Origin of the sequence: Paracoccus fistulariae (assembly GCF_028553785.1) — a bacterium.
Taxonomy (GTDB): domain Bacteria; phylum Pseudomonadota; class Alphaproteobacteria; order Rhodobacterales; family Rhodobacteraceae; genus Paracoccus; species Paracoccus fistulariae.
This window is the reverse complement of sequence record NZ_CP067136.1, coordinates 2,682,555-2,705,499: the sequence shown is the minus strand read 5'-3', so window position 1 is coordinate 2,705,499 and position 22,945 is coordinate 2,682,555. Positions and strand designations below refer to the sequence as shown.

The 22,945-nt window shown below is 61.0% G+C and carries 26 protein-coding genes; 14 read left to right on the top strand and 12 right to left on the bottom strand.

The features are described 5' to 3' along the window. Positions 1 to 161: 161 nt before the first annotated feature. The 3 genes from JHX87_RS13345 to JHX87_RS13335 all read left to right on the top strand — a co-directional run bounded on the left by JHX87_RS13345 (position 162) and on the right by JHX87_RS13335 (position 3,155). Complete coding sequence (locus tag JHX87_RS13345; RefSeq protein ID WP_271884210.1) at positions 162 to 848, top strand: GntR family transcriptional regulator; 687 nt, start codon at positions 162 to 164, stop codon at positions 846 to 848. 205 nt (positions 849 to 1,053) lie between these two features. Beyond that, entirely contained in the window at positions 1,054 to 2,355 is a 1,302-nt protein-coding gene (locus tag JHX87_RS13340) for a L,D-transpeptidase family protein (protein ID WP_271884209.1), read from the top strand. Next, positions 2,352 to 3,155: an extensin-like domain-containing protein gene (locus tag JHX87_RS13335; protein WP_271884208.1), complete on the top strand. Its 804-nt coding sequence runs from the start codon at positions 2,352 to 2,354 to the stop codon at positions 3,153 to 3,155. Before JHX87_RS13340 ends, JHX87_RS13335 begins: the two co-directional genes overlap by 4 nt. Positions 3,156 to 3,164: 9 nt before the next feature. Here the strand turns inward: JHX87_RS13335 and JHX87_RS13330 are convergent, their stop codons facing one another. Both JHX87_RS13330 and JHX87_RS13325 read right to left on the bottom strand, forming a co-directional pair. Then, positions 3,165 to 3,680, bottom strand: a complete 516-nt coding sequence (locus JHX87_RS13330) for a Crp/Fnr family transcriptional regulator (protein ID WP_271884207.1) — start codon at positions 3,678 to 3,680, stop codon at positions 3,165 to 3,167. Positions 3,681 to 4,008: 328 nt separating this feature from the next. Further along, positions 4,009 to 5,346 carry a FliI/YscN family ATPase gene (locus JHX87_RS13325; protein WP_271884206.1) on the bottom strand — a complete coding sequence of 446 codons (1,338 nt, stop codon included), beginning with the start codon at positions 5,344 to 5,346 and terminating at the stop codon, positions 4,009 to 4,011. Positions 5,347 to 5,442: 96 nt separating this feature from the next. On the opposite strand from JHX87_RS13325, the gene JHX87_RS13320 reads away from it, so the two are divergent. The 10 genes from JHX87_RS13320 (at position 5,443) to JHX87_RS13275 (ending at position 11,072) form a co-directional block, all read left to right on the top strand. After that, positions 5,443 to 5,832, top strand: coding sequence for a FlgB family protein (locus JHX87_RS13320; protein ID WP_271884205.1), 390 nt, complete (start codon positions 5,443 to 5,445; stop codon positions 5,830 to 5,832). 9 nt (positions 5,833 to 5,841) lie between these two features. Further along, complete coding sequence (flgC, locus tag JHX87_RS13315; protein ID WP_271884204.1) at positions 5,842 to 6,234, top strand: flagellar basal body rod protein FlgC; 393 nt, start codon at positions 5,842 to 5,844, stop codon at positions 6,232 to 6,234. Positions 6,235 to 6,244: 10 nt separating this feature from the next. Then, a complete protein-coding gene (gene fliE / locus JHX87_RS13310) occupies positions 6,245 to 6,529 on the top strand; it encodes a flagellar hook-basal body complex protein FliE (protein ID WP_271884203.1) in 285 nt (94 codons plus the stop codon). Between the two features lie 9 nt (positions 6,530 to 6,538). Next, on the top strand, positions 6,539 to 6,805 hold the full coding sequence (locus tag JHX87_RS13305) for a flagellar biosynthetic protein FliQ (RefSeq protein ID WP_271884202.1): 267 nt from the start codon (positions 6,539 to 6,541) through the stop codon (positions 6,803 to 6,805). Between the two features lie 3 nt (positions 6,806 to 6,808). Continuing rightward, the gene (locus JHX87_RS13300; RefSeq protein ID WP_271884201.1) at positions 6,809 to 7,525 is read left to right on the top strand and encodes a flagellar hook-basal body complex protein; all 717 of its coding nucleotides are present in this window, start codon (positions 6,809 to 6,811) and stop codon (positions 7,523 to 7,525) included. Positions 7,526 to 7,536: 11 nt separating this feature from the next. Beyond that, positions 7,537 to 8,322 carry a flagellar basal-body rod protein FlgG gene (gene flgG / locus JHX87_RS13295; protein ID WP_271884200.1) on the top strand — a complete coding sequence of 262 codons (786 nt, stop codon included), beginning with the start codon at positions 7,537 to 7,539 and terminating at the stop codon, positions 8,320 to 8,322. Beyond that, positions 8,322 to 8,738: a flagellar basal body P-ring formation chaperone FlgA gene (gene flgA, locus JHX87_RS13290; protein WP_271884199.1), complete on the top strand. Its 417-nt coding sequence runs from the start codon at positions 8,322 to 8,324 to the stop codon at positions 8,736 to 8,738. The genes flgG and flgA overlap by 1 nt, the downstream gene beginning before the upstream one ends. Positions 8,739 to 8,763: 25 nt before the next feature. Beyond that, entirely contained in the window at positions 8,764 to 9,492 is a 729-nt protein-coding gene (gene flgH, locus JHX87_RS13285; protein WP_271884301.1) for a flagellar basal body L-ring protein FlgH, read from the top strand. 8 nt (positions 9,493 to 9,500) lie between these two features. After that, positions 9,501 to 10,034, top strand: a complete 534-nt coding sequence (locus tag JHX87_RS13280; RefSeq protein WP_271884198.1) for a hypothetical protein — start codon at positions 9,501 to 9,503, stop codon at positions 10,032 to 10,034. A gap of 69 nt (positions 10,035 to 10,103) precedes the next feature. After that, positions 10,104 to 11,072, top strand: coding sequence for a glycosyltransferase (locus JHX87_RS13275; RefSeq protein ID WP_271884197.1), 969 nt, complete (start codon positions 10,104 to 10,106; stop codon positions 11,070 to 11,072). Here the strand turns inward: JHX87_RS13275 and rfbA are convergent. The 10 genes from rfbA to JHX87_RS13225 form a co-directional block, all read right to left on the bottom strand. Beyond that, positions 11,069 to 11,953 carry a glucose-1-phosphate thymidylyltransferase RfbA gene (rfbA, locus tag JHX87_RS13270; protein WP_271884196.1) on the bottom strand — a complete coding sequence of 295 codons (885 nt, stop codon included), beginning with the start codon at positions 11,951 to 11,953 and terminating at the stop codon, positions 11,069 to 11,071. The genes JHX87_RS13275 and rfbA overlap by 4 nt on opposite strands. After that, positions 11,950 to 12,807 (bottom strand): dTDP-4-dehydrorhamnose reductase, encoded by an 858-nt coding sequence (gene rfbD, locus JHX87_RS13265; protein WP_271884195.1) that lies wholly within the window; start codon positions 12,805 to 12,807, stop codon positions 11,950 to 11,952. The genes rfbA and rfbD overlap by 4 nt, the downstream gene beginning before the upstream one ends. Next, positions 12,807 to 13,841, bottom strand: coding sequence for a dTDP-glucose 4,6-dehydratase (gene rfbB / locus JHX87_RS13260; RefSeq protein WP_271884194.1), 1,035 nt, complete (start codon positions 13,839 to 13,841; stop codon positions 12,807 to 12,809). The genes rfbD and rfbB overlap by 1 nt, the downstream gene beginning before the upstream one ends. Beyond that, entirely contained in the window at positions 13,841 to 14,398 is a 558-nt protein-coding gene (gene rfbC / locus JHX87_RS13255) for a dTDP-4-dehydrorhamnose 3,5-epimerase (protein ID WP_271884193.1), read from the bottom strand. Before rfbC ends, rfbB begins: the two co-directional genes overlap by 1 nt. 298 nt (positions 14,399 to 14,696) lie before the next feature. Beyond that, positions 14,697 to 15,797, bottom strand: coding sequence for a flagellar basal body P-ring protein FlgI (locus tag JHX87_RS13250; protein WP_377776074.1), 1,101 nt, complete (start codon positions 15,795 to 15,797; stop codon positions 14,697 to 14,699). Continuing rightward, a complete protein-coding gene (locus tag JHX87_RS13245) occupies positions 15,794 to 16,810 on the bottom strand; it encodes a flagellin (RefSeq protein ID WP_271884192.1) in 1,017 nt (338 codons plus the stop codon). Before JHX87_RS13245 ends, JHX87_RS13250 begins: the two co-directional genes overlap by 4 nt. Beyond that, the gene (gene flgK, locus JHX87_RS13240; protein WP_271884191.1) at positions 16,811 to 18,268 is read right to left on the bottom strand and encodes a flagellar hook-associated protein FlgK; all 1,458 of its coding nucleotides are present in this window, start codon (positions 18,266 to 18,268) and stop codon (positions 16,811 to 16,813) included. A gap of 31 nt (positions 18,269 to 18,299) precedes the next feature. Continuing rightward, entirely contained in the window at positions 18,300 to 19,598 is a 1,299-nt protein-coding gene (locus tag JHX87_RS13235; protein ID WP_334220880.1) for a flagellar hook protein FlgE, read from the bottom strand. 103 nt (positions 19,599 to 19,701) lie between these two features. Next, positions 19,702 to 20,466: a flagellar motor protein MotB gene (locus JHX87_RS13230; RefSeq protein ID WP_271884189.1), complete on the bottom strand. Its 765-nt coding sequence runs from the start codon at positions 20,464 to 20,466 to the stop codon at positions 19,702 to 19,704. Between the two features lie 170 nt (positions 20,467 to 20,636). Then, positions 20,637 to 22,079: an aldehyde dehydrogenase family protein gene (locus JHX87_RS13225; protein ID WP_271884299.1), complete on the bottom strand. Its 1,443-nt coding sequence runs from the start codon at positions 22,077 to 22,079 to the stop codon at positions 20,637 to 20,639. Between the two features lie 173 nt (positions 22,080 to 22,252). On the opposite strand from JHX87_RS13225, the gene JHX87_RS13220 reads away from it, so the two are divergent. Beyond that, complete coding sequence (locus JHX87_RS13220; protein WP_271884188.1) at positions 22,253 to 22,909, top strand: peroxiredoxin; 657 nt, start codon at positions 22,253 to 22,255, stop codon at positions 22,907 to 22,909. Positions 22,910 to 22,945: the final 36 nt, after the last annotated feature.

Here is a 22,945-nt window from a genome sequence, read left to right as displayed (position 1 = left end):
TCCAACCCGCCCGATCTGCCCTTTTGGACAGGTTTCTTTTTGGCCGTTGCTTGCACACAGTATGGACAAATCCCAGACAAATAGTCCCTCACATGACCAAGCTTCCTGGCAACCTTGCAAGAACTCTTCGCCCGTCCCGCATCAGCGGGGGCAACAAGCGCATGAACACGTGGCAATCCGTGCGCGCAGAAGTCCTTGAACGCATTCGATCTCGTGAATGGGCTCCGGGCGAACTGATCCCGACCGAAGAACAGCTGTCGCAAGAGCTGGGCTGCGCCCGCGCCACGGTCAACCGTGCGTTGCGTGAGCTGGCCGATAGCGGCATCATCGAACGCCGCCGCAAAGTGGGCACGCGGGTCGCCTCGACGGCTGCCCGAAAAGCCACCCTTGAAATGCCCGCGATCCGCGATGAGATCGAGGCACTGGGCGCGACCTATGGGTACACGCTGACGGTTTTCGAAGAACGCACGCCCAGCGAACAGGCCATGCGCGCACTGCAGGTGGATGCCGACCACAAGCTGATCCTGATCCAGGCCCGCTATCTGGCGGATGGAGAGCCGCATTGCTGTGAATCCTTGTGGCTGAACCCGCAATCCCTGCCGGTGCCCAAGCGCAGCATGCTGGAAAGCCTGCCGCCGCATGAATGGCTGGCCAGTCAGGTTCCCCTGACCCACAGCCGCTATGCCATTCTGGCCGAGGGCGCGTCGGGCCTTTGCGCCACCTATCTGGGCGTCGAGGAAGGCACCCCGGTCCTGGGGGTCGAGCGGACCAATTGGGTCGACGCCACGCCTGTGTCGTTTGCACGGCAGTTCTATCGCCCGCAGCACCGGCTTGTATCCGAAGAGTAATCCGGCACCGGGGCCGTTGACAGGCCCCGGCCGCAGCATGGAAGCCGCGCCAGATATGCGCATCATCCGTGCAACGACGACTAGATATGGTCGTTTTTCAACCTGATTTGATCTCTGGCAGAATTGACTGAAACACGCAGTCCGGGCTATCTGGCAAGCTGATACCACTGTTGGATGCAATCGCCATCCCGCACCGGAGAGTTTGATGCCGCTTCGCCTGCCCCGCCTTTCGACAGCCCTGCTTTTGATGCTGGCCGCCAGCCCGGCGATTGCCCAAAGCGAGGCGGCCTTTACCGCAGCCGATATCGACGCCGCCGCCTATGACGGGGGCGATCTGCCGCCCGGCCGGTCGGCGCTGACCGCCAAGGTTCAGGTTCTGCTGGACCGTTCCGGCACCTCACCGGGTGTAATCGACGGCTACAGGGGCGGGATGAGCCAAAGCGCCATCATGGCCTTTGAACGCCGCGCGGGCCTGCCCATGGATGGCGCGATGGATCCGCATGTGTGGAACCTGCTGCAATCCTATGCATCCGAGCCGATCACCCAGAACTACACGATCACCGCCGAGGATGCGCAGAATCTGGTCGATGCGATCCCCACGGATTACGCCGAAAAGGCACAAATGTCGGCGATGGGCTATACCAGCATTGCCGAGAAGCTGGGCGAGCGCTTTCACATGGACGACAAGTTCATCGCCTTCCTAAATCCCGGTGTGCCGATCGCGCCCGGCAGCACCATTGCGGTGACGCGCCCGGCCTCACCCATCCGGTCCGAGGTGACGCGGATCATCATCGACAAGGCCACCCGGCGGGTTGCCGTCTATAACTCTCGCGGGCGCATGATTGCGGATTATCCGGCCACCATCGGCTCTGACGCGACGCCATCGCCATCAGGGAATCACAAGGTGGTCACGGTCGCGATGAACCCGAATTACACCTATAATCCGGCCAAGAACTTCAAGCAGGGCGATAATGACAAGCCGCTGATCGTGCCGCCGGGGCCGAATGGCCCGGTGGGCACCGTCTGGATCGACCTGTCGCAGCCGACCTATGGCATCCACGGCACGCCGACCCCCTCGCAGCTTTTTCGCAACCAGTCGAATGGCTGCGTCCGTCTGACCAACTGGGATGCCGAGGAACTGGCCAGAAATGTGCGCGGCGGCGTCACCATGGTCGAGTTTCTGCCCCCCGGCGTGACCATTGCCGAGGCGACGGGCGTCACCACGGCCCCCGTCACCACCGAAGATCTGTCAACTTCGGTCAAAACCCCGGCCGCCGCCACCACCGAGGCCGCGACGTCGGCGCCAACCGCCACGACGACGCCGGATGCCGATCTGGGCTATGGCAAGCAGGATGGCGGGCAGAATCCGGCTGCAGAGCCATTGCGCGAAGACACGACCGAGGATGCCGCCGACGCGCAGCAACCGCAGGACGATCCGCTGAGCAGCGCCCTGTCGGATATCCTGCCCGAAGGCTTCGTCGTTCCCCTGCCGGACGACAATCAGTGAGGCAGGTCGCGGCCCCGCTTATGGCCGCGATGGTCGGCCTTTGGGCCGGAACGACCCTTGCGCAGGAACGCCCGATCGAAGCGCCCCGCCCTGAGGCCACCCGGCCCGCCAGCGAAGAACAGACCGCGCGCCCGCCTGAAAAGCCGATGGCCCCGGCTGTCCCCCGTGATAACACGGTGACCAAGGTTTTCGGCCCTCCGCCCCCGCCCCTGTGGTTTCTGCTGCGCGAAAGCGATCAGGACTATGCCGCCTGCAAGCTGGCGCTGTCATTTCTGGGCACCGTCTATTCCGAAGCGCCGCCGCAGACAGCGCCGGAAAACCCCGATTGCGGCATAGCCCGGCCCGTCCGCGTGGAACGGATCCTGCCCGACCTGGTGCTGGAGGGCGGCGCGCTCATGCGCTGCGATACTGCCCGGTCGCTTGGCCTCTGGGCGCGCGATTTCCTGCGCCCGGCCTCGGCCGCCCTGCCGGATGCGCCCCGCGTGACCGGCCTGCGGCTTGGCACCACCTATGACTGTCGCGCCCGGGTCGGCGGACAGCAAAATACGGCGAAGCTCTCTGAACATGCCTATGGCAATGCCATCGATATCACGGGCTTTGTCTTTGATAATGGTGAAACGCTTGCCGTCGAGCCGCGGATGGACACCGGCCAGGCAAGCGAGGGGTTTCAGAAGGCCGTTCGCCATGCGGGCTGCCTGTTCTTCACCACGGTTCTGGGCCCGGGGTCGAACGCCGCCCATGACAACCACCTGCATTTCGACATGGCTGCCCGGCGGGGCGGCTGGCGGCTGTGCGAGTAGCTGCGACCTTCAGCGGCTGTGCCGCTCAAGGTCCAGATAGGTGGGATCGAACCGCGCCAGGCGCCGCAAACCGTCCCAGTCCAGAATGGTGATATCGCTGCCAGTCCAGCGGATCAGGCCGCGATCACGCAGATCGCGCACCGCGCGGTTGATATGGATGGGCGAATAGCCAAGGATATCCGCCAGTTCGCGTTGCAGCAAAGGCAGCGTGAAATGCATATTCGCCGCAGCCCCGACGGCGTTCAGCCGCGTGTAGATCTCGCACAGCAGATGCGCCAGATGCGCACTGGACCGCAGCGAAGCCGCCGCGACAAGCCATTGCCGGTGCACCGCAGCATCAATCAGCGTCGCCATCCACATCAGACGCGTCAGATGCGGAAAATTCTCGGTAATCTCGACCAGTTCGCTATGCTCCACGAACTCGACTTCCGTGGGCCCAAGGGCCACGACCTCATGTTCCAACCCGGCCAGCACAAAGCCATGCAGGTCGACAAAATCGCCCGGCACATGCAGTGCTGTGATCACCCGCTCCTCTGGACGACCCACCAAGGGATGCGATCGCCCCGCCATACCACGCAGAATCATGCAGCTTCGTGTAACGTTCCGTTCGATCGGAACAATCACTTCCCCGGGACCAAAGCGCTGCTTTTCACTTTTGAGAGAGCGTAGCCGGTTTATATCTGCTTCTGACAATGTGTCACGTCGTTGTAGCGAGCGAATAAAGTATTCAGTTATCGCCATTTAATCCTCTTCCCGAAAGGACGCTGGACAGTGGCCTATCGCGCATGGCGAGGCAATGGGTGGGCGGGGCATCCTAACAATGATTAAGTTGACGCAACCAAAGGCACAGCCTCTAAGACGCGCGCTTTCCGTTGCGCGGCCTCGGCACGGAATGTAGAGCTTTTGTTAAGAAATGAAAACTCTCTGCAATGTCGCAACTTTTTTCAGTCACAAACTCATCCAGTTGTGGATAAAGTCTGACAGCCTCATCCAGTCTTGGATCTGATCCCGGGGCATACAGGCCCGCGCGAATCATCATTTCCGATTCGGCATAGGCCCCAAGGGCGGATCTGGCTTTGCTGATGAGGGCATTTTCATCCGGGCTGGCCGCATCCGGCAGCGATCGCGACACCGATCTGACCACATCGATCGCAGGGAAACGGCCGCGCTCGGCAATGCTGCGATCCAGCACGATATGCCCATCCAGCGTCCCGCGCAGAATATCGGCGACAGGCTCTTCCATATCCGAGCCCGCAACCAGAACGCTGAAAATTCCGGTAATGTCTCCAGTACCTTCCAGCCCCGGACCTGATCGTTCGGCCAGCGCCATGATCAGGTTTGATACCGAGGGCGGAAAACCGCGAAAACTGGGCGGTTCGCCGGCGGCAAGGGCGATTTCGCGATGCGCTTCGGCAAAGCGGGTGATCGAATCGGCCAGAAACAGGACGTGCCTGCCCTGATCGCGAAAATATTCCGCCACGGCCATCGCTGCCCAGGCGCAGCGCCGCCGGATCAAGGGCGACCGGTCCGAGGTCGCGGTGACGATCACTGCCCGCTTCATCCCCTCGGGGCCGAGCGTTTTCTCAACAAACTCACGCAGTTCGCGACCGCGCTCTCCGATCATCGCGATCACCACGACATCGGCCTGCACCCCGCGCGCGAGGTTCGACAGCAGCGTCGATTTGCCCACGCCCGAGCCCGCGAAAAGCCCGATCCTCTGCCCTGCAACCAGTGGCAACAACGTGTCGAACACCGCCAACCCCGTGGATAATCTGTCCCCCAGCCGCTTGCGCCGCACGGCCGAGGGCGCCTCGGGGCGGAAGGGGCGCGGCTGCAGGCCCATCGGCAACGGATGCCCGTCCAGCGGCTGTCCCAAAGGATCGATGATCCGGCCGATCCAGGCGTCGCAGGGGGCAATGGTCGGTGCGAACAGCAATTCGACCTCGGCCCCGATGGACAGCCCGTCGGCATTCCCTTCGGGCAGGATATCGGCATGGCGCGGTGCAAGGCCGACGATCTCACCCGCGACCTGACCGTTTTGCAGGGCGATATTTACGCGATCCCCGACAGAGGCGTGTAAATTCAGCCCTTCGACGCGAATAAGACCCGCGCGCATGGAATGCACGCGCCCGAAATATCGCGCGACGCGCAAATGGCGCATCCGCTGGGCAATTGATTCAAGTTTATCCATTTCGCCTCGCTTCTGTCGGGCATCAATCCCGGCCCATGAAACGCTTTCTAAACCAATTGAAGTTAAAACCCGGTTATCGCCAATGAGGAGAACCTCATGTTTCAAAACATTGAAATGATGCAAATGGCCCGCGCCATGGGTCAGCATGTCGCACAGCGACAAACCGTCGTCGCACGCAATATCGCCAATGCGGATACGCCCGGATACAAGGCGCAGGATCTGCAATCCTTCGAGGAAAGCTATCGCTCGGCGCCGTTACAGCCGATGCGCGCCACGAATTCCCGCCATATCGAAGCCCCCGACTGGTCGCCCGGCGCCGCCCGCGTGCTGTCGCAGCAGGACGGCATTTCCCCGAACGGCAATTCCGTCTCGATCGAGGAAGAGATGCTGAAAGCGGCCGAGTTGAAGCGATCCTTCGACCTGTCGCTGGGCATCTATCGCTCGGCCATGAACCTGATGCGCACCAGCATCGGTCGGCGCGTCTAAGGAGTCACCATGACAGATCGCATCTCTCCTCTGCAACTTTCCGCCTCTGGCATGCGCGCACAAAGCGAACGGCTGCGACATACGGCCGAAAACATCGCCAATTCCGATACGCCCGGCTATCGGCGCAAGCTGGTCAGCTTTGAAGAGGCCGTCCGCTTTGGCCGCGCGACGGGCGAGGTGACGGCCTCACGCGTCCGGCTGGATCAGGGAGAGCTGCCGCAGATCTTCGATCCCTCGCATCCGATGGCGGATGAGCAGGGCTATTACCAGGGCTCGAATGTCGATCTGGTCATCGAGATCGCCGATTCCCGAGAGGCCGGCCGCAGCTATGAGGCCAATCTGAAAATGTTCGAACAGACCCGCCAGATGGGGTCGTCGCTTCTTGAACTTCTGCGTCGCTGAAAGGACCGCCATGTTTACCGCAATCAACGCCGCCAACGCCTACAGCACCGCCCGTAACGCCGTTGCCCCGGGCAGCTCGGAAGGGGTTGTCGACAAGGTCTCGGACGCCGCCTCGGGCTTCGCGCAGCAGATGTCCCAGGTCGACAGCGTCGCCACCGGCGCCATGACCGGCAAGGTGGAAACCCATCAACTGGTCCAGACCATCGCCGAAGCCGAACTGGCGATGGAGACCGTCGTCGCCATCCGCGACAAGGTGGTCGAGGCCTATCAGGAAATCCTGCGGATGCCGGTCTGAGGTCGGCGCATGAATGACACCGTCCTCTATGACATGCTGCGGCAGGCGCTGCTGGTCTCTGTCCGCATGTCGGCCCCCCTGCTGGGTGTCGCGCTGGTCGCGGGCGTGCTGATCGGCCTGTTTCAGGCGCTGACCTCGGTGCAGGAAATGACGCTGACATTCGTGCCCAAGGTCGGCCTGATGCTGGCGGTCTTCTGGGTCACGATGAGCTTCATGACCACCGCGCTGTCCGATTTTTACCTTGGCCAGATCATCCCCCTGATCGCTGGAAGCTGAATTATGGAAAATGCCATCTATGCCACGCTGACCCGGCAATCGGGTCTGATGAAGGAAATGCGCGTCGTCGCGAATAACATCGCCAACGCGAATACGACCGGCTTTCGGCGCGAAGGGGTGATCTTTGCAGAGCATCTTTCGGCGCTTGATCGTCAGGGGGGCACGCTGTCGATGGCCGATGCCCGCGGGCGGCTGGTCGATCTGGATCAGGGCGTCCTGACCCAGACGAACGGCCGCTACGACCTTGCCATCGAAGGCGAAGGCTTCTTTCTGGTCGAGACGCCCGAGGGCAATCAGCTGACCCGCGCCGGCGCCTTTGTGTCCGGCCCCGAGGGCGATCTGATGACCGCCGATGGCTATCGCCTGCTGGACGAAGGGCAGGCCCCGATCATCATCCCGGCCGGGGCCAGCAATGTCGCCGTCAGCCAGGATGGCACCCTCTCGGCCAATGGCATCACCTTCGGCCGCATCGGCGTCTTTGCCCCGCCCGAGGGCGCTCAGCTTTTGCACCAGGGCGGCACCAGTTTTTCGCTGGATGGAACGCCGGAGCCTTTGGAAAATCCACGGGTCCGTCAAGGTTTTCTTGAGGAATCCAATGTAGATACGGTTTTCGAGATCTCTCGGATGATCGAGGTTCAGCGCGCCTATGAGCTGGGTCAATCCTTCCTCGACCGCGAAGATCAGCGCATCCGCGCCGCCATCAACAATATGACCCGCTGAAAGGATCCGGCATGAGAGCCCTTCAAATCGCCGCCACCGGAATGAGCGCCCAGCAGACCCGGGTCGAGGTCATCTCGAACAACCTCGCCAATATGTCGACCACGGGCTATAACACCCGCCGCGCCGAATTTGCCGATCTGCATTATCAGCAGGCGACGCGGCCCGGCACCGTGACCTCGGCCGATGGCACGGTCATTCCGGCTGGTGTGCAGCTTGGCCTGGGCGTCCGCCCGACAGCCGTCAGCGTCAACCTGCAACAGGGCGCTTTGACCCAGACTGGCGCGGATCTGGATCTGGCCATCGACGGTTATGGCTATTTCGAGGTCACGATGCCTTCCGGCGTCTCGGCCTATACCCGCGACGGGGGGCTGAAACGGGCGCCTGACGGGCAGATCGTCACCTCTGACGGTTACGCGGTGGTGCCGGGCATTACCATCCCGGACGATGCCCGTTCGATCGCGATCAACGCCGCGGGCGAGGTCTATGCCTATTTCACCGATCAGGTCGAACCCGAAAACCTTGGCCAGCTTACGCTGGCGGGCTTCACGAACGAAAAGGGGCTGGAGGCGATCGGCTCGAACCTGTTCCTTGAGACGCCGGCTTCGGGAAATCCGCAGGTCTTCACGCCCGGGCAAGAGGGCCTGGGAACCCTGCGGCAGGGCTATCTTGAGGAAAGTTCGGTCGACGCCGTCCGGGAAATCACTGAACTGATCAAGGCCCAGCGCGGATATGAGCTGAATGCCAAAGTCATCACTGCCGCCGATCAGATGCTTGGCGCAACCACGCAGATCCGCTGATGCGCGGGCTTATCCTGACACTGGCCCTGCTGTCGCCGTCGCTGGCCACCGCAGAGATCCTGGCCGCCGCGCGCACCCTGCCTGCGGGAACCGTCGTCACCGCCGCCGATCTGCAGCTCACGGCCAACGACCGCCGCGGCCTCTCGGATCCGTCAGAGGCGATCGGCCTGCAAACCCGCATCACCATCTATGAAGGTCGGCCCATTCAGGCCAGCCTTCTGCAGGCTCCCAAACTGATCGCGCGCAATCAAATCGCCCAGGTCACGTTCCAACGTGGCCCGCTGCGGATCGTGGCCGAGGCGCGAACGCTTTCGGATGGTGCGGCGGGCGATGTGATCCGCGTGATGAACCTCGAATCCCGCTCGACCATCAGCGTGACCGTCCAGGCAGATGGCAGCCTGCTGGCGCTGAACTGACCTATCAAGCCAAGGAAGACCCATGATGAAACCGACCTATCTGCTCTGCCTTGCGCTGGCACTTGCCGCTTGCGGGCGCGCCCAGAATATCGGCCAGCCGCCAAAGCTGACCTCGCCCCGCCAAACTGCGGAATTTGTCGCCATGACCAACCCGCCGCTGGAAATTCCCGTCGATTCCGGCCGCCCAGAGGCCGCCGCATCCCTTTGGGCCGGGGCCACCACATCCTCGCTGATCAGCGACCGGCGCGCCTCGACGCGGGGCGATATCCTGACCGTTGTGATCCAGATCGACGACAAGGCAGAGATCAGCAACAGTTCGGGGCGGTCGCGCTCGGCCAATGACAAGCTCAGCATGCCGAATATGGTCGGCATTCCGCAGCGTCTGTCGCCGAAACTGCCCGAAGGCGCCAGCTTTGATGATCTGGCCGACGCCTCGTCATCCTCGAACTACAAGGGCAGCGGCAATATCTCTCGTCGTGACAAGCTGACGCTCAGGGTCGCGGCGACAGTGATCGACATGCTTCCCAACGGCACCTTGCAGATTTCGGGCACACAAGAGGTCCGCGTGAATTTCGAACTGCGCGAATTGACCGTCAGCGGCTTTGTCCGCCCTGGCGATATCGACCGCAATAATGAGATTGCCTATGACCGGATCGCCGGCGCACGGATCTCCTATGGTGGGCGCGGTCAAATCACGGATGTACAGCAGCCGCGCTATGGCCAGCAGATCGCCGACATCCTCCTGCCCTATTGAGGTCGCCCATGATCAAGAAAATCCTGACCCTCGCCCTTCCCCTGCTGGCGCTGATTGGCGGGGTTGCGGCGGGGGACATCCTGCGGCCCGACGACAAGATGGAAGAGGCAAACGCAGAGGCAAGCCCAGAACACGGGGCCTCGAAGTCAGAGGTAGCGTCCTCCGAGGGCAGCCACGAAAAGAAAGGCTCTCACAAGGAAGGCGAGGAAAAATCCGGCGAGGTCGCCTGGTTCAGCTTTCCCAATCAGTTCTTCGTCCCGATGATGCGCAATGGTGACATGGGCGCGGTGATGATCCTGACCCTGTCGATCGAAACCGAGCAGGATTATCTTGAGAAGATGAAAGAGCAGGAGCATCGCCTGCGCGATGCCCTGCTGCGCCAGCTTCTCATTCGCGCCAATAGCGGTGGCTTCGACGGGAATTTCACCGCGGAATCGACGCTCGGCCCGTTGCGCAAGGATCTGCTGGAAGCGGTGCTCAGTTCGACCGAACTGCCGGTGTCCGCTGTGCTGATCGAAGACATCGCGCGGCAGCAGGGCTGATCTCATCTGATCAATTGAATCGCAAAGGCAGGCAGGGCAGAAGGGGTCGACCTTCTGAAGGACACTGCCTTGTCGATCACCACCGCATTTGAACTTGAGATTTCGCCCGGCGCCGATCGGGGCGAAATCGTGATCCTGCTGGCCAGCTATAATGGCGGGCGATTTATCGAGACGCAGTTGGACAGCATCGCGCGGCAATCCTATGGCAATTGGCGCCTGATCGTGTCGGATGACGTTTCGACGGATGACAGTGTCAGGCTGATCTCGGAGTTCGCTGCAAGCCGACCTGAAGGTCAGGTGCGGCAGATCCGAGGACCCGGCCGGGGTGCGACACAGAATTTTCTGCATCTGATCGAGCAGGCACCGCAGGGCGCGATGCTGGCCTTTGCCGATCAGGATGACGAATGGCTGCCCCACAAGCTGGCAAGGGCCGCTGCCGCGCTATCGCGCGTATCAGGCCCAGCGCATTATGCCGCCCGGACGGTGGTCGCGGATGAAAACCTGTCGCCAATCACCGAGACCCGCCATTTTACCCGCCCCCTGGCCTTTCGGAACGCATTGGTCCAAGCCTGCATGGCCGGTAATACCTCTGTTTTCAATGGTGCGGCGGCGGACCTTCTGAAGCAGGCTGTCGCCGCCGCACAAGCAGCTGACATCGAATCGCATGATTGGTGGGCCTATCAGCTGACCTCGGGATGCGGTGCGACGATGCTGCATGATGCGGAACCCGCGCTGCTTTATCGCCAGCATTCACGTGCAGAGATGGGCCGAAACGACACACCCCTTGCGATGGCGCGTCGGCTGGGCAGGCTTTTTGCCGGGGAGTACGGGGGCTGGTTGCTTGCAAACCGGGCCGCATTTCGGCCTGTCACCCAGCTTCTCACTGCCGAAAATCGCGAGATCTTCGACCGCTTCTCGGATGCGCTGGATCGCAGCGGACCGGCGACAGCGATGTCGTTCAGGAGGCTGGGCCTCTATCGCCAGACGACCGTGGGCACCGCCGCGCTGCTGAGTGCGGCGGTCCTTGGCAGGCTTTAATGGCCATGCTCTTTCAGCACGCCCGCAAGATATTTCCCATAGGCATTCTTCGCGAACATCTTCGCCCGCGCCTGCATCTCTTCGACCGAGATCCAGCCCGCCTCGAAGGCAATCTCCTCCGGACAGCCGGTCTGCAGACCCTGACGGTTGGCCAGCGTGCGCACGAAATTGCCGGCATCCAGCAGGCTGGCATGCGTCCCGGTATCCAGCCAGGCGAAGCCACGACCCATCTTCTCTACCGTCAGGCTGCCATCGGCCAGATAGCTTTCCAGAAGTGTCGTGATCTCCAGCTCTCCACGCTCCGAAGGCTGCACCTCGGCCGCGCGGCGCGGTGCGCTGCCATCCAGAAAATACAGCCCCGTCACCGCAAAGCTTGACGGGGGGTTCTGTGGTTTTTCGATGATCGAACGCGCGCGCCCGTCCTGATCGAAATCCACGACGCCATAGCGTTCCGGATCCGAGACGTGATAGCCAAACACCGTTCCGCCCTTATCGCGCTGATCCGCCGATTGCAGCAAAAGCGGCAGACCGTGACCGAAGAAGATATTGTCACCCAGCACCATGGCCGAGGGCGCACCGGCGAGGAAATCCTCGGCCAGCAGATAGGCCTGCGCCAGACCGTCCGGCGACGGCTGCACGATATATTCGAATGACAGGCCCCATTGCGCGCCATCGCCCAGAAGCCGCTGAAATTGCTGCTGATCCTCAGGCGTGGTGATGATCGCGATCTCGCGGATACCGGCCAGCATCAGAACGCTGATCGGATAATAGATCATCGGCTTGTCATACAGCGGCAGAAGCTGCTTTGAAACGCCCATCGTGATGGGATAAAGCCGTGTCCCCGAACCACCGGCCAGAACGATGCCCTTGCGTTGCGTCATATTATCTTGTCCCATTCCACTAGCACATTGCGCAGTCCTTCGCGCCAATCAGGCTGTCGGACGCCCAGGTCTTTCTGAAGCCGCGAACAATCCAGCCGGGAATTTCCCGGTCGGCGTGCGGGCGTTGGATAATCCGCCGTCGCGATATCACGCACCTCGCAGTCGATCTGCGCCTGCGCAAAGATCTCTCGCGCGAAATCCGCCCAGCTGACCGCCGATGCGCCCGAATAGTGGTAGAGGCCCCGGACCTCTCCGCCCGCCACCATGTCATTGGCCATCTGGACCAGCGTCCTGGCGATATCTGCGGCAGCGGTGGGCCCGCCAACCTGATCCGCGACGATGTTCAGCGCGTCGCGTTCGCGGCCCAATCGCAGCATCGTCTTGACGAAATTGTTGCCGTGACGCGAAAACACCCAAGAGGTTCGCATCACCGCCCACCGACCATCCTGAGCCGCAATTTCGCGCTCTCCGGCCAGCTTGGTTTTTCCATAGATACCCAAGGGGCCGGTCGCGTCACCCTCTTGCCAAGGCTGATCGCCCGAGCCGTCAAAGACGTAATCTGTCGAAATATGCAGAAACGGGATGTCAAGGCGGGCCGCCGTACGCGCCATCCGCGCAGGCGCGTCACTGTTCAGCAGCCGGGCCTGATCCTGCTCGGTTTCGGCCTTGTCGACGGCCGTATAGGCGGCGGCGTTGATGATCGCCGCGGGACGCAGCTCTTCGATCGCGGCGGCGATCCGGTCGGTCTGCACCAGATCGATCTGCTCTCGGCCCATAAAATCGGCATCGGGCAGCAGGGTCGCCAACTCGCGGGCGACCTGACCAGAGCGCCCGAAGACCAGGAATCGCGACATCAGCCCTGTCCCAGGCGTTTGCCGACGCCATCGCGGCTCAGAAGCGGCTGCCACCAGTCGCGATTGTTCAGATACCATTCGACGGTGCGCCGAAGACCTTCCTCGACAGTGACGGATGGACGCCAGCCCAATTCATCGCGGATCCGCTCTGGGTCGATGGCATAGCGACGGTCATGGCCCGGCCGGTCGGTCACGAAGGTGATCAGACGGTCATGAGGCGCCCCTTCGGGATGCATCTCATCCATATGGGTGCAAATCGTCCGCACGAGATCGATATTCCGTGCCTCATTCTCGCCGCCGATATTGTAGCTGCGCCCGTTTTCGCCTTTTTCCAGCACCAGCAGCAGGGCATCGGCGTGATCTTCGACGTAGAGCCAGTCGCGGATATTGCCGCCATCGCCATAGACCGGGATGGATTCTCCGGCCAGAGCGCGCAGAATGACAACCGGCACCAGCTTTTCCGGGAAATGATACGGCCCGTAATTGTTGGAACAGTTGGTCAGAACGACCGGCAACCCATAGGTTTCGTGCCAGGCGCGGACCAGATGGTCTGACCCCGCCTTGCTGGCGGAATAAGGGCTGCGCGGATCGTAGGGCGTGGTTTCGGTAAACTGCCCATCTTCCCCGAGGCTGCCGAAAACCTCATCCGTCGAAATGTGATGAAAGCGGAAATCGGGCTTTGCGTTCTTCTGCCAATAGGCGCGCGCAGCCTCCAGAAGGTTGAAAGTGCCGATCACATTGGTTTCGATAAAGGCTGCTGGCCCGTCGATCGAGCGATCCACATGGCTTTCTGCTGCCAAATGCATCACCGCGTCGGGCTGATATTCGTCAAAGATCGCATCCAGCGCATCGCGGTCCCGGATGTCCGCTTGCACGAAACTGTAATTCGGGCTGTCCGCAACCTCGGCGATATTCGCCAGATTGGCCGAATAGGTCAAAGCATCAAGATTGACGACGTAATGCCCGCGCTGGATTGCAAGCCGGACGACTGCCGAGCCGATAAAGCCCGCACCACCTGTCACCAGAATTTTCATCAAAACGCTCCGAACTCAAAGGGTGAGGCCCAATTTTCGAATTCGGGCAGTTTTTCATCTTTCTCGGACAGAACAGGATCGTCCAGACCCCAGTCAATGCCAAGGCTGTTCCACAGCACGCCACCGTCGCTGACGCGGTCATAATGGGCGGTGCATTTGTAGATGATTTCGGTATCCGGCTCTTTGGTCACGAAGCCGTGCAGGAACCCGGGCGGCACCCAAAGTTGCTGCCCATTCTCGTAAGACAGCTCGACGCCGACCCATTCCCCATAGGTCGGACTGCCTCGGCGCGCATCAACGGCAACGTCAAACAGAGCCCCCCTGCCACAGCGAACAAGCTTGCCCTGCGCGAAAGGCGGTGCCTGGTAATGCAAACCGCGAAGGGTGCCCGCCTTATGCGAGAGAGAGTGGTTGTCTTGCACGAATTCCGGCAGGTCGACACCAGTCTCGCGCAGGGTTTTCCTGTTCCAGCTTTCCGAAAAGAAGCCGCGCGCATCGCCGTGGCGCGCCGGGGTCAGCAACAGAACCCCTGGAAGCTTCAGCGCTTCTATCTTCATACATGACACCAAATAAGCCTGTCTGGGCGTTTTCTAAGTGATCCGCCCGATCATGTCACGCACCCTATATCACTTATCTCCGCCCGCCACATCGCCACAGGACGCAATTCGTTCAACGTGCGTCCAGCGAAGATCGCTGAGAACGCGCCGCTCTACCGCCAGGCCCTGCAGCAGCGGTCAGGGGATTAACCATCTCACATCGCCAAACGGCAGCGTCTTGCGGCATCGGCAGTACAGCGGTTGCCTCTTAACTTAAGGATCAGCCTCGCGGCACGAGCGGCCGGGATCGCCGATTCGGCTATTCGATAATGAGATCAGCATGAAGCGCGCCCGCTGCGTGGATGGATTTCAGGATATCAATCATGTCCCGCGGCCTGACGCCAAGCGCATTCAGTCCTTCCACAAGATCGCTTAACGAGGTTTCACTCGACACTTCTGCAAAGCCTATGCCAGGTTCTTCTCTGACCTCCGCCATCGTGCGAGGCACGGTGACCGTCTCGCCGGCCGAAAACGGATTGGGCTGAGAAACCAGCGGCGCCTCACTGACACGCAGCGTCAGCGATCCTTGCGATACAGCGACACGTGAAATCCGCACCTGTTCACCCATCACAATGGTGCCCGCCTTATGGTCGATCACCACCTTCGCGCGATCCTCTGGTTCGATGAGAAGGTTTTCGATACGGCCTAGCACGCGCGCAGGGTTAACGTCGCCCAGTTGGCGGAATTCGACAACAATCGTGCCGCTGTCCTGCGCCACGGCCAGGCGGCGGTTGAAATCCCGGTTGATCGCATCTTCGACCCGTGTTGCCGTCGTGAAGTCGGCATTTCGCAGCGCGATCCTGATATTCTGCACCGCAGCAAAGTCGAACTCGACCTCGCGCTCTACCCGCGCGCCGACCGGGATGGCGCCGGCCGTTGGCACGCCTTGGACGACCCGGGCCGCCTCGCCCTCAACCGCGACACCGCCTGCGATGATCGACCCTTGGGCGACAGCGTAAATATTCCCATCCGCAGCCTTCAGCGGCGTCATCACCAAGGTGCCGCCCAAAAGGCTTTTGGCGTCACCGATCGTCGACACACTGACGTCGATCCGACTGCCCGATCTTGCGAAGGGCGGCAATGTCGCCGTCACCACGACCGCTGCAACATTTTTCGAACGTAGCGCGTCATCCGTGACGTTCACACCCAGACGTTCCAGCAATCCGGCCAGCATTTCCTCGGTAAACGGGGCGTTGCGCAGACTGTCACCCGTTCCGTCAAGACCCACGACCAAACCATAGCCCACAAGATCATTGCCGCGCACACCATCGAAATCGGCAAGATCTTTCAAACGAACAGGGGCGGCCATGGCCTGAATCGGCAGCAGGATCGCGAAAACGAGGGTCCAAAACCTGATCATCTCAGATAATCCACAAGACGCAGCTTCGACAGCCGGGCGGTGACGGCATATAGCGCGTCAAGATGGGTTTCCGCTTCGCTGATGGCGACCGACGTGGCGTAGGGATCGGCGCCGCGAATCTCATTTCGCATGATTTCCAGCGTTGCGCTTGCTGCGCTACCCTCGGTCTGCGCGAGCTCGATCCGCTGCTGGATGTAACCTATCTGCGCCATCTCCTGCGCGAGAGCAGAGCTCGCATCCAGCAACAGCTTGCCACCGCCGTGCAATAATGCCCGTTGCTCCTGCGGCTGTCCTGCCAGCAGTCCCCGATCGACCAGGGCCGCGGTAGCGAGGCCCTTCAACTGTTCACGAATAGCTGGCGTGGCAGCAGTTGTCGACAGGGCAACACTGACATTCTCGCCGACCTGCAAAGTCTGGATCTGATTGGTGGACCCCGCATAGGCCGTATCGAGGAACCCACCGCCGCCCGGCGCCGCATCAAACCAAGCGGCCACGGCGGCACTGATATCGCTTGCGTTGCTGAGGCCCGCGGTGAAGATCTCCAACTGGTCCAGAATATCCGTTGCAGAGATCAGCGGAGCCGTGTCACTGTTCGCCCCCGCAAACAAATGACGCTGCGCGACAGCGCCGTTCAGCCGATTCACGACCGCTTCCAGAGCGCCAGCCGACTCAGCAGCCCGCACCTTGATCACCGGTTCAAGGGTGGTCGAGGTCTCAATGAAAAGGTTGAGGCTGATCGTACCGGTCAGGCTGCGCACCGAATCGAGCACATCCGTCATGCCCTGGGCTTGCGCAGCGGCTTCGGTCGCGTTTCGCTGCAATTGCGACAACATCGCCAGCCGTGAGGTGATGTCCGCAATACCCTGAGTGTTGCCCTGAAGCCGAGCACCCAGATCCTGAACTTCACCGCTGGACAGCTCGGATGTCAGCACCGACAGGTTTGTCTTGATACGATTGGACGCTGCTTGCAGCGCGAAGGAACGGGCCTGATCGCCGATAGAGTGAACTGTCATTTAAATCCTCAGCAACTGATCCATCATGTCGTTTACGGCCTGAATAACGCGCGCATTCGCCGCATAGGCCTGTTCGTATTGCAGCAGTTTCTGCATCTCGGCATCGCTATCCACGCCATCCCCCATGAAGCGGGATGAGATCGTATCTGCCTGGCCGTTGCGGATGGCGGTCTCTGCCTCGGCGTTGACGCGGATGGTCGAGACGCGGGATTCAACCAGTGCAAAGCGCCCTGAGAGACTTGCCACCCCCTCGAAATCACTTCCGGCAAGTGCACCGGATGGCTTGTTCAGCGCGGCCGTCATCGCCCGAAGAAGCGAATTGTCACCTGTAACGCCCGGTGCAGCGGCGTGAGTACCTGCGCGCATCCGCCACAGCTGGCCGCCGTCGCCGGGGCGCACGGCCGCGTTAACCTTGACACGACCCGCCAGGCCAACGATGCTTGTGGCATCGGCGCGGTTGCCCGCATCCGTGAAAAGCCCGGTTGAGGTCGCGGTCAGTGTTGGGTCGACCGTACTGTCAGTCAAACGTTGATGCAGATCGAATGAGAGTGCATCCAGATCATTTTGCAGCTTCGGTGCCAGCTCATCTCGGATCGTGAAATTCGCCTCCAACGAGCCGCCGGAAAAAAGCCTCATCTGACTTTCGGTCAGCTCTGCTCCATCGAATTGAATCCGTGACAACGCACCAGAACCGACGGTCCGATCCGCGGAGATTTCATGTGCCGCAGTGAAAGATATCTCGGCAGGTCTGCTGCCATCCAAGAGAACTGCACCGCTTTTGGTAAACAAGGCGATCTTGCCGCCTTCCCGTGCAACTTCCTGAACCGGGACGATCTTTGCGATGTCATCGACCAGTCTTTGCCGCTGATCAACCAGGGACGAGCTGTCCCGCCCCTCGGCTTCGATCACCGCGATTCGCCGGTTGAGATAGGCAACCCGCTCCAACCCCACATTCAGCGCTGCAACATCGCGGGAAATCGCCTGATCAGCAGCACTTCTGCTTTTCTGCACCTCGGTCGATGCAGAATTCAAAACTCTGGCAAGCTGGTCGGCGGCGTCCACTGCCTGCGCCAGGCGGACCTCATCATCCGGTCGGCTGGCAGCAGATTGCAAAGCCGTCTCGAAGCCCGTCAGCGCAGCGCCAAGGCTGCCAGGATCGCCCGCTATCCCGATCGCCTCTTCCATACGGCTCGCATAAGTCGAAAGAGTGGCCGCATTGGCGCGGGCTGCTTCTGCTGATCGCGCTTCAGCCATCAAGCTGGCGTTGACGATCCGCGCGATCCCGTCAATGCGCACGCCGCCACCACTGCCACCAAGGGTCTGTGCAGATACGGCCATCTCTCGTCGCGCGTAGCCCGGCGTCATCGCATTCGCGAGATTTGCTGCAACGGTTTCGGTACCTCGCGCCGTTGCCGTCAGGCCGGACACCGCGTTTGACAGTGCTTTTGCGATACTCATTTCAATCTCCTGCCGTTATCAAGATGCGGCATCAGCGTTTGATGTTGGTTGTTTCCTGCAACATCTCGTCGACGGTCTGGATAATCTTCGCATTCGAGGAATAGGCCCTTTGGGTCTGGATCAGATGGGTCAGTTCCTGCGCCACGTCCGTGGTCGAGGATTCTCTTGCATAACCCTGGATCGCGCCGGTCGGACCGTCGCCCGAATCCCACAGGAAGAAGCCGCCCGACGTCGTCGAGATCTTGAAGGCCTGACCGTCCACCGAGGTCAGGCCATTTTCGTTCGGCACATCGACCAATGGGATCTGATAGAGGGTTTTGATAAAGCCTGTATCGTAGGTCGCCTTCAAGAAGCCGTCTTCATCCACGGCGACGCCAGCCAGCTGCCCCACCGGGGACCCGTTCTTGCTGATATTGGTTGGCGAGAAGCTGGCCGAAAGCTGTCGCACACCCGTTGTTCCCAGCGGCGTTCCGATAAAGAGATCGATCGCACCATTGTGCAGCGTCAGAGGAAGGGTCCCGCTCGCCGGATCATAGGCGCCACCGGTAAGCGTCGTGACGCTTGCGATGCTTCCGCCATTGGCCGCCGTTTCATCGAAGTCGATCTGATAGGATCCGACCAGATTCGACGCTGGGTCAGCGGCAGAATCACGGATTTCCATGGTCCATCTGCTGGACATGCCCGTGGGGTCACTGGTGTCGGGTGTAAACGTCATTTCCAGCGTCTCAGCCGTGCCGAGATTGCCGAAATATTCCACCTTCAGCGAATAAGGATCGCCGCTTGCCGTCGGCTCCGTTTCGGTCGCGGGCAGGTTCAGGCCCAGATTGACCCGCGTTGTCGGGTCGCCGGCGGTTTGGTTCACGGCCAGTCGGATCGGCTCCAAAGCGCCAACCGCGTCGCGAGAGCTGAGCGGCACTGTGCCATCCGAGGATGCAGGCCAGCCCATCAGAACCAACCCAGCGTCGGTTCGCAGAACACCGTTATTGTCAGGCCGGAAAGACCCGGTTCTGGTCATCATGAAGGGCATCTCTTCAAAGCCATTGTCCAGATCGACGGCCGAGGTCACCGGCAGCATCCCACTGCCAGAAACCGCCAGGTCCAACGGGTGTGTCGTGGTCACCAATGCGCCATCGTCGTCGACCACGCGATAGGTCGATACGCGAACGCCGCCGGCTGAATGGACCCCTGCAGTCCGATGCTGGTTCAGCACGAACGCGTTGAATTCCGTCTCCATCCGCTTATAGCCGTAGGTGCCGGAATTCGCGATATTGTCCGAGATCGTTGCCAATCGAGTCGAATTGACGGCTAGCCCGGACACCCCGGCATTCATTGCAGAGGACATAGACATGGAGAGACCTTTTCTTGACTGTCGTTGTCCTTCATCATCGGGAAGACGGATTAAAATTCGGCTAATGCCCGGCCATCCATCGGCCCTATCTCAGTAAAATCACCTCTATCCGGTTATTCACCGGGTCCATCGGATTGCCCGAACGCTGCTTGCGATCGGCATAGCCGGACACACGCTGGACGCGCTTTGCATCCAAGCCTGCCTGCTCCAGCAGGTTGCGGACCGCATGCGCCCGCGCGTCCGAGAGCGCCCAGACGGGCGAGGTTTTCAGTACTTCGGGATAGGCGCGCACATGGCCGGAAATCGCGATGTCATTGCGCATATTGCCCAGAATCGGCGGCAATATGCGCGCCAATTCGCGCAGAACGGGCCGCGCCTGCGCCGTATCTTCGATAAAGAGCGATTCGTCGGTCAGATCGGTCAGTTCGATGACCAGCCCCTCATCCGTCATGCGCGTGACGACATGTTTCAGCAGATTTGTAAGCTGCATCGATTCGGCGCCGGTTCCGGTCAACTGGTTCTGGATCTCTTGCGCGATCTGGTCGAAATCACCGGCCTTTTCGCTGTCAGGCAGAGGATCCGTCACGCTGTAGCGAACGCCCTCTTCCACGCCGTCACCTTCGGCACCGGGCATTCTGGCGACGGTGGGGTTGAAGTAATTCGCCAGCCCCGCGCGCTGCTTTTCGGTGGTCGCATTCAGCAGCCACATCAGCAGGAAAAACGCCATCATCGCGGTCACGAAATCGGCATAGGCGACCTTCCAGGCACCGCCGTGATGGCCTTCTTCAGCCGCGCCGGAACTGCGCTTGATAATCACAAGCGGTCCGGTCGATCCATTTCCCTCAGCCATCGGGCTACCTCGCACAACAAAGACCCGCGGAATTTTGCCCCAGCGGCGGTGCAAAACAAGTTAATGGATAAAAACCTGCCTATTCCTTTCCGCACAAATGCTGTCGGCCAAAGAAAAAACGGTGACAGGCTCGCCCTGCCACCGCCTTTTTTCATCATCAGATCAGTAGCTTATGCTTCCCGATCCCAACCGCTGATCGCCTTGGAATCCATGAACTCTTCCAGGCCGCTCAGACCGCCTTCACGGGCGCGGCCCGACATCTTCACCCCACCAAAGGCCGACCCTGCCCCACGTGAGACGCCGTTCATCTCGACCATGCCGGATTGCAGGCTGCGGGCCAGACGGTTGCGCCGCTGGCCGTCCTGAGTCTGGACATAATTCGTCAAACCGTAAGGTGTGTCATTCGCGATCCGGATTGCTTCCTCTTCGCTGTCGAAGGGGATGATCGACAGAACCGGGCCAAAGATCTCTTGCTGCGCCACGGTCATGTCATTGCTGACATCGGCAAAGACCGTCGGGCGCACGTAATAGCCGCGATTGACGCCTTCGGGCAGGCCCGTGCCACCGGCGACCAGACGGGCGCCTTCGTCGATTCCCTTCTGGATCAGATCCTGGATCTTGTCCCATTGCTGCTTGCTGACGACCGGGCCGATATGGGCGCCCGGCTGATGGGCCGTGGCGACCGGCGTTTCCTCGGCCACCCGGGCCGCGGTTTCCACCGCGCGATCATAGACCGAGCGTTCGACCAGCATCCGCGTCGGTGCATTACAGGACTGACCACTGTTGTAGAAACAATGGGTTGCGCCGCGAACCACGGCCTGATCGTCGGCATCGGCGAAGATCAGGTTGGCGCCCTTGCCGCCCAGTTCCAGCGCGACTTTCTTCAACGTATCTGCGGCCGCCTTGCTGATCGCGATCCCCGCACGGGTCGAACCGGTAAAGCTGATCATCGCCACATCCGGATGGGTGGAGAGCTGCGTCCCCACCCCCAGGCCGTCACCATTCACCAGGTTGAAAACACCCGGCGGCAGACCGGCCTCATCCACGATCTCGGCAAAGACCATCGAGGACAGCGGCGCGATCTCGGACGGTTTCAGCACGCAGGTATCACCCGCCAACAGGGCCGGGATCACCTTCAGCGTCACCTGATTCATCGGCCAGTTCCAGGGCGTGATCAGACCGACGACGCCGACAGGCTCCCACGAGATCATCGAGGTCGGAGCGTGATCGCCCAGCGGCTTCACGAATTCGAAATTCTTGAAGGCGGTGATGAAATTCCGGATGTGATAGCTGCCCGCGCCGGTCTGATCGTCCAGCGACATATCCTGCGGGGCGCCCATCTCATCGGTGATGGCGGCGGCCATGTCCTTGGCCCGCTTTTCGTAAACCTCAAGGATCCTTTCGATATGCGCCAACCGCTCGGCCGGGGGGGTCTGGGACCATCCGGGGAAAGCGGCCTTGGCGGCGGCAACGGCGGCATCGGTATCGGCCTGATCGCCCAGCGAAATGACCGCCACGGGGTCCTCGGTCGAAGGGTCGATCACCTCAAGATCATTGGTCTTGACCGGATCCACCCATTGGCCGTTGATATAGAACTTGCGCTTGTCCTGCAGCGTGCTCATCGCGTCCTCCATGTTCAGCTTGCCGACAGGGTGATGCGGCGTGAAGGGCGACGCAAGCTGAAAATATCCGGCGAAACTGCGGCTCGATGCGCCGACGAAGGGGCTGGCAATTTGGCAGGCCGGTCTTATGTTGGCGGCGACGCAACCAACCGAAAGGATGCACCATGTCTTTGCGCATCAACGATGTGGCACCGGATTTCACAGCCGATTCGACCGAGGGTAAGATTCACTTTCACGACTGGCTGGGCGGCGATTATGCCATTCTGTTCAGCCATCCGCGCGATTTCACACCCGTCTGCACCACCGAATTCGGCGCGGTTGCGCAGCTGATCCCGGAATTCGAAAAGCGCGGCACCAAGGTCATCGGCGTGTCGGTCGATTCGGTCGAGGATCACGGCAAATGGAAAAGCGATATCGAGAAGGTCGCCGGTTCGCCCGCCAATTTCCCGATGATCGACGATCGGGAGCTGGTCGTGTCCAAAGCCTATGACATGCTGCCTGCGGATTACTATCTGCCCGGCGAAGGCCGCACGCCGCAGCATTCCGCGACCGTCCGTACCGTCTTTATCATCGGACCGGACAAGAAGGTGCGGCTGACCATGACCTATCCGATGTCCGTCGGCCGGAACTTTGCCGAGATTCTGCGGGCGCTGGACGCCGTGCGCAAGACCGATGGCGCACCGCTGGCGACGCCTGCCAACTGGGTGCCGGGTCAGGATGTAATCGTGGCGCTGGCACTGGATGACAAGGCCGCAGAAGAGAAATATGGCGCGCTGGATATCAAGCTGCCCTATCTGCGCTTTGCCAAGGATCCGGCCTGATCGACGCTTTAAGCCCCGGCCCGTGCCGGGGCTTTC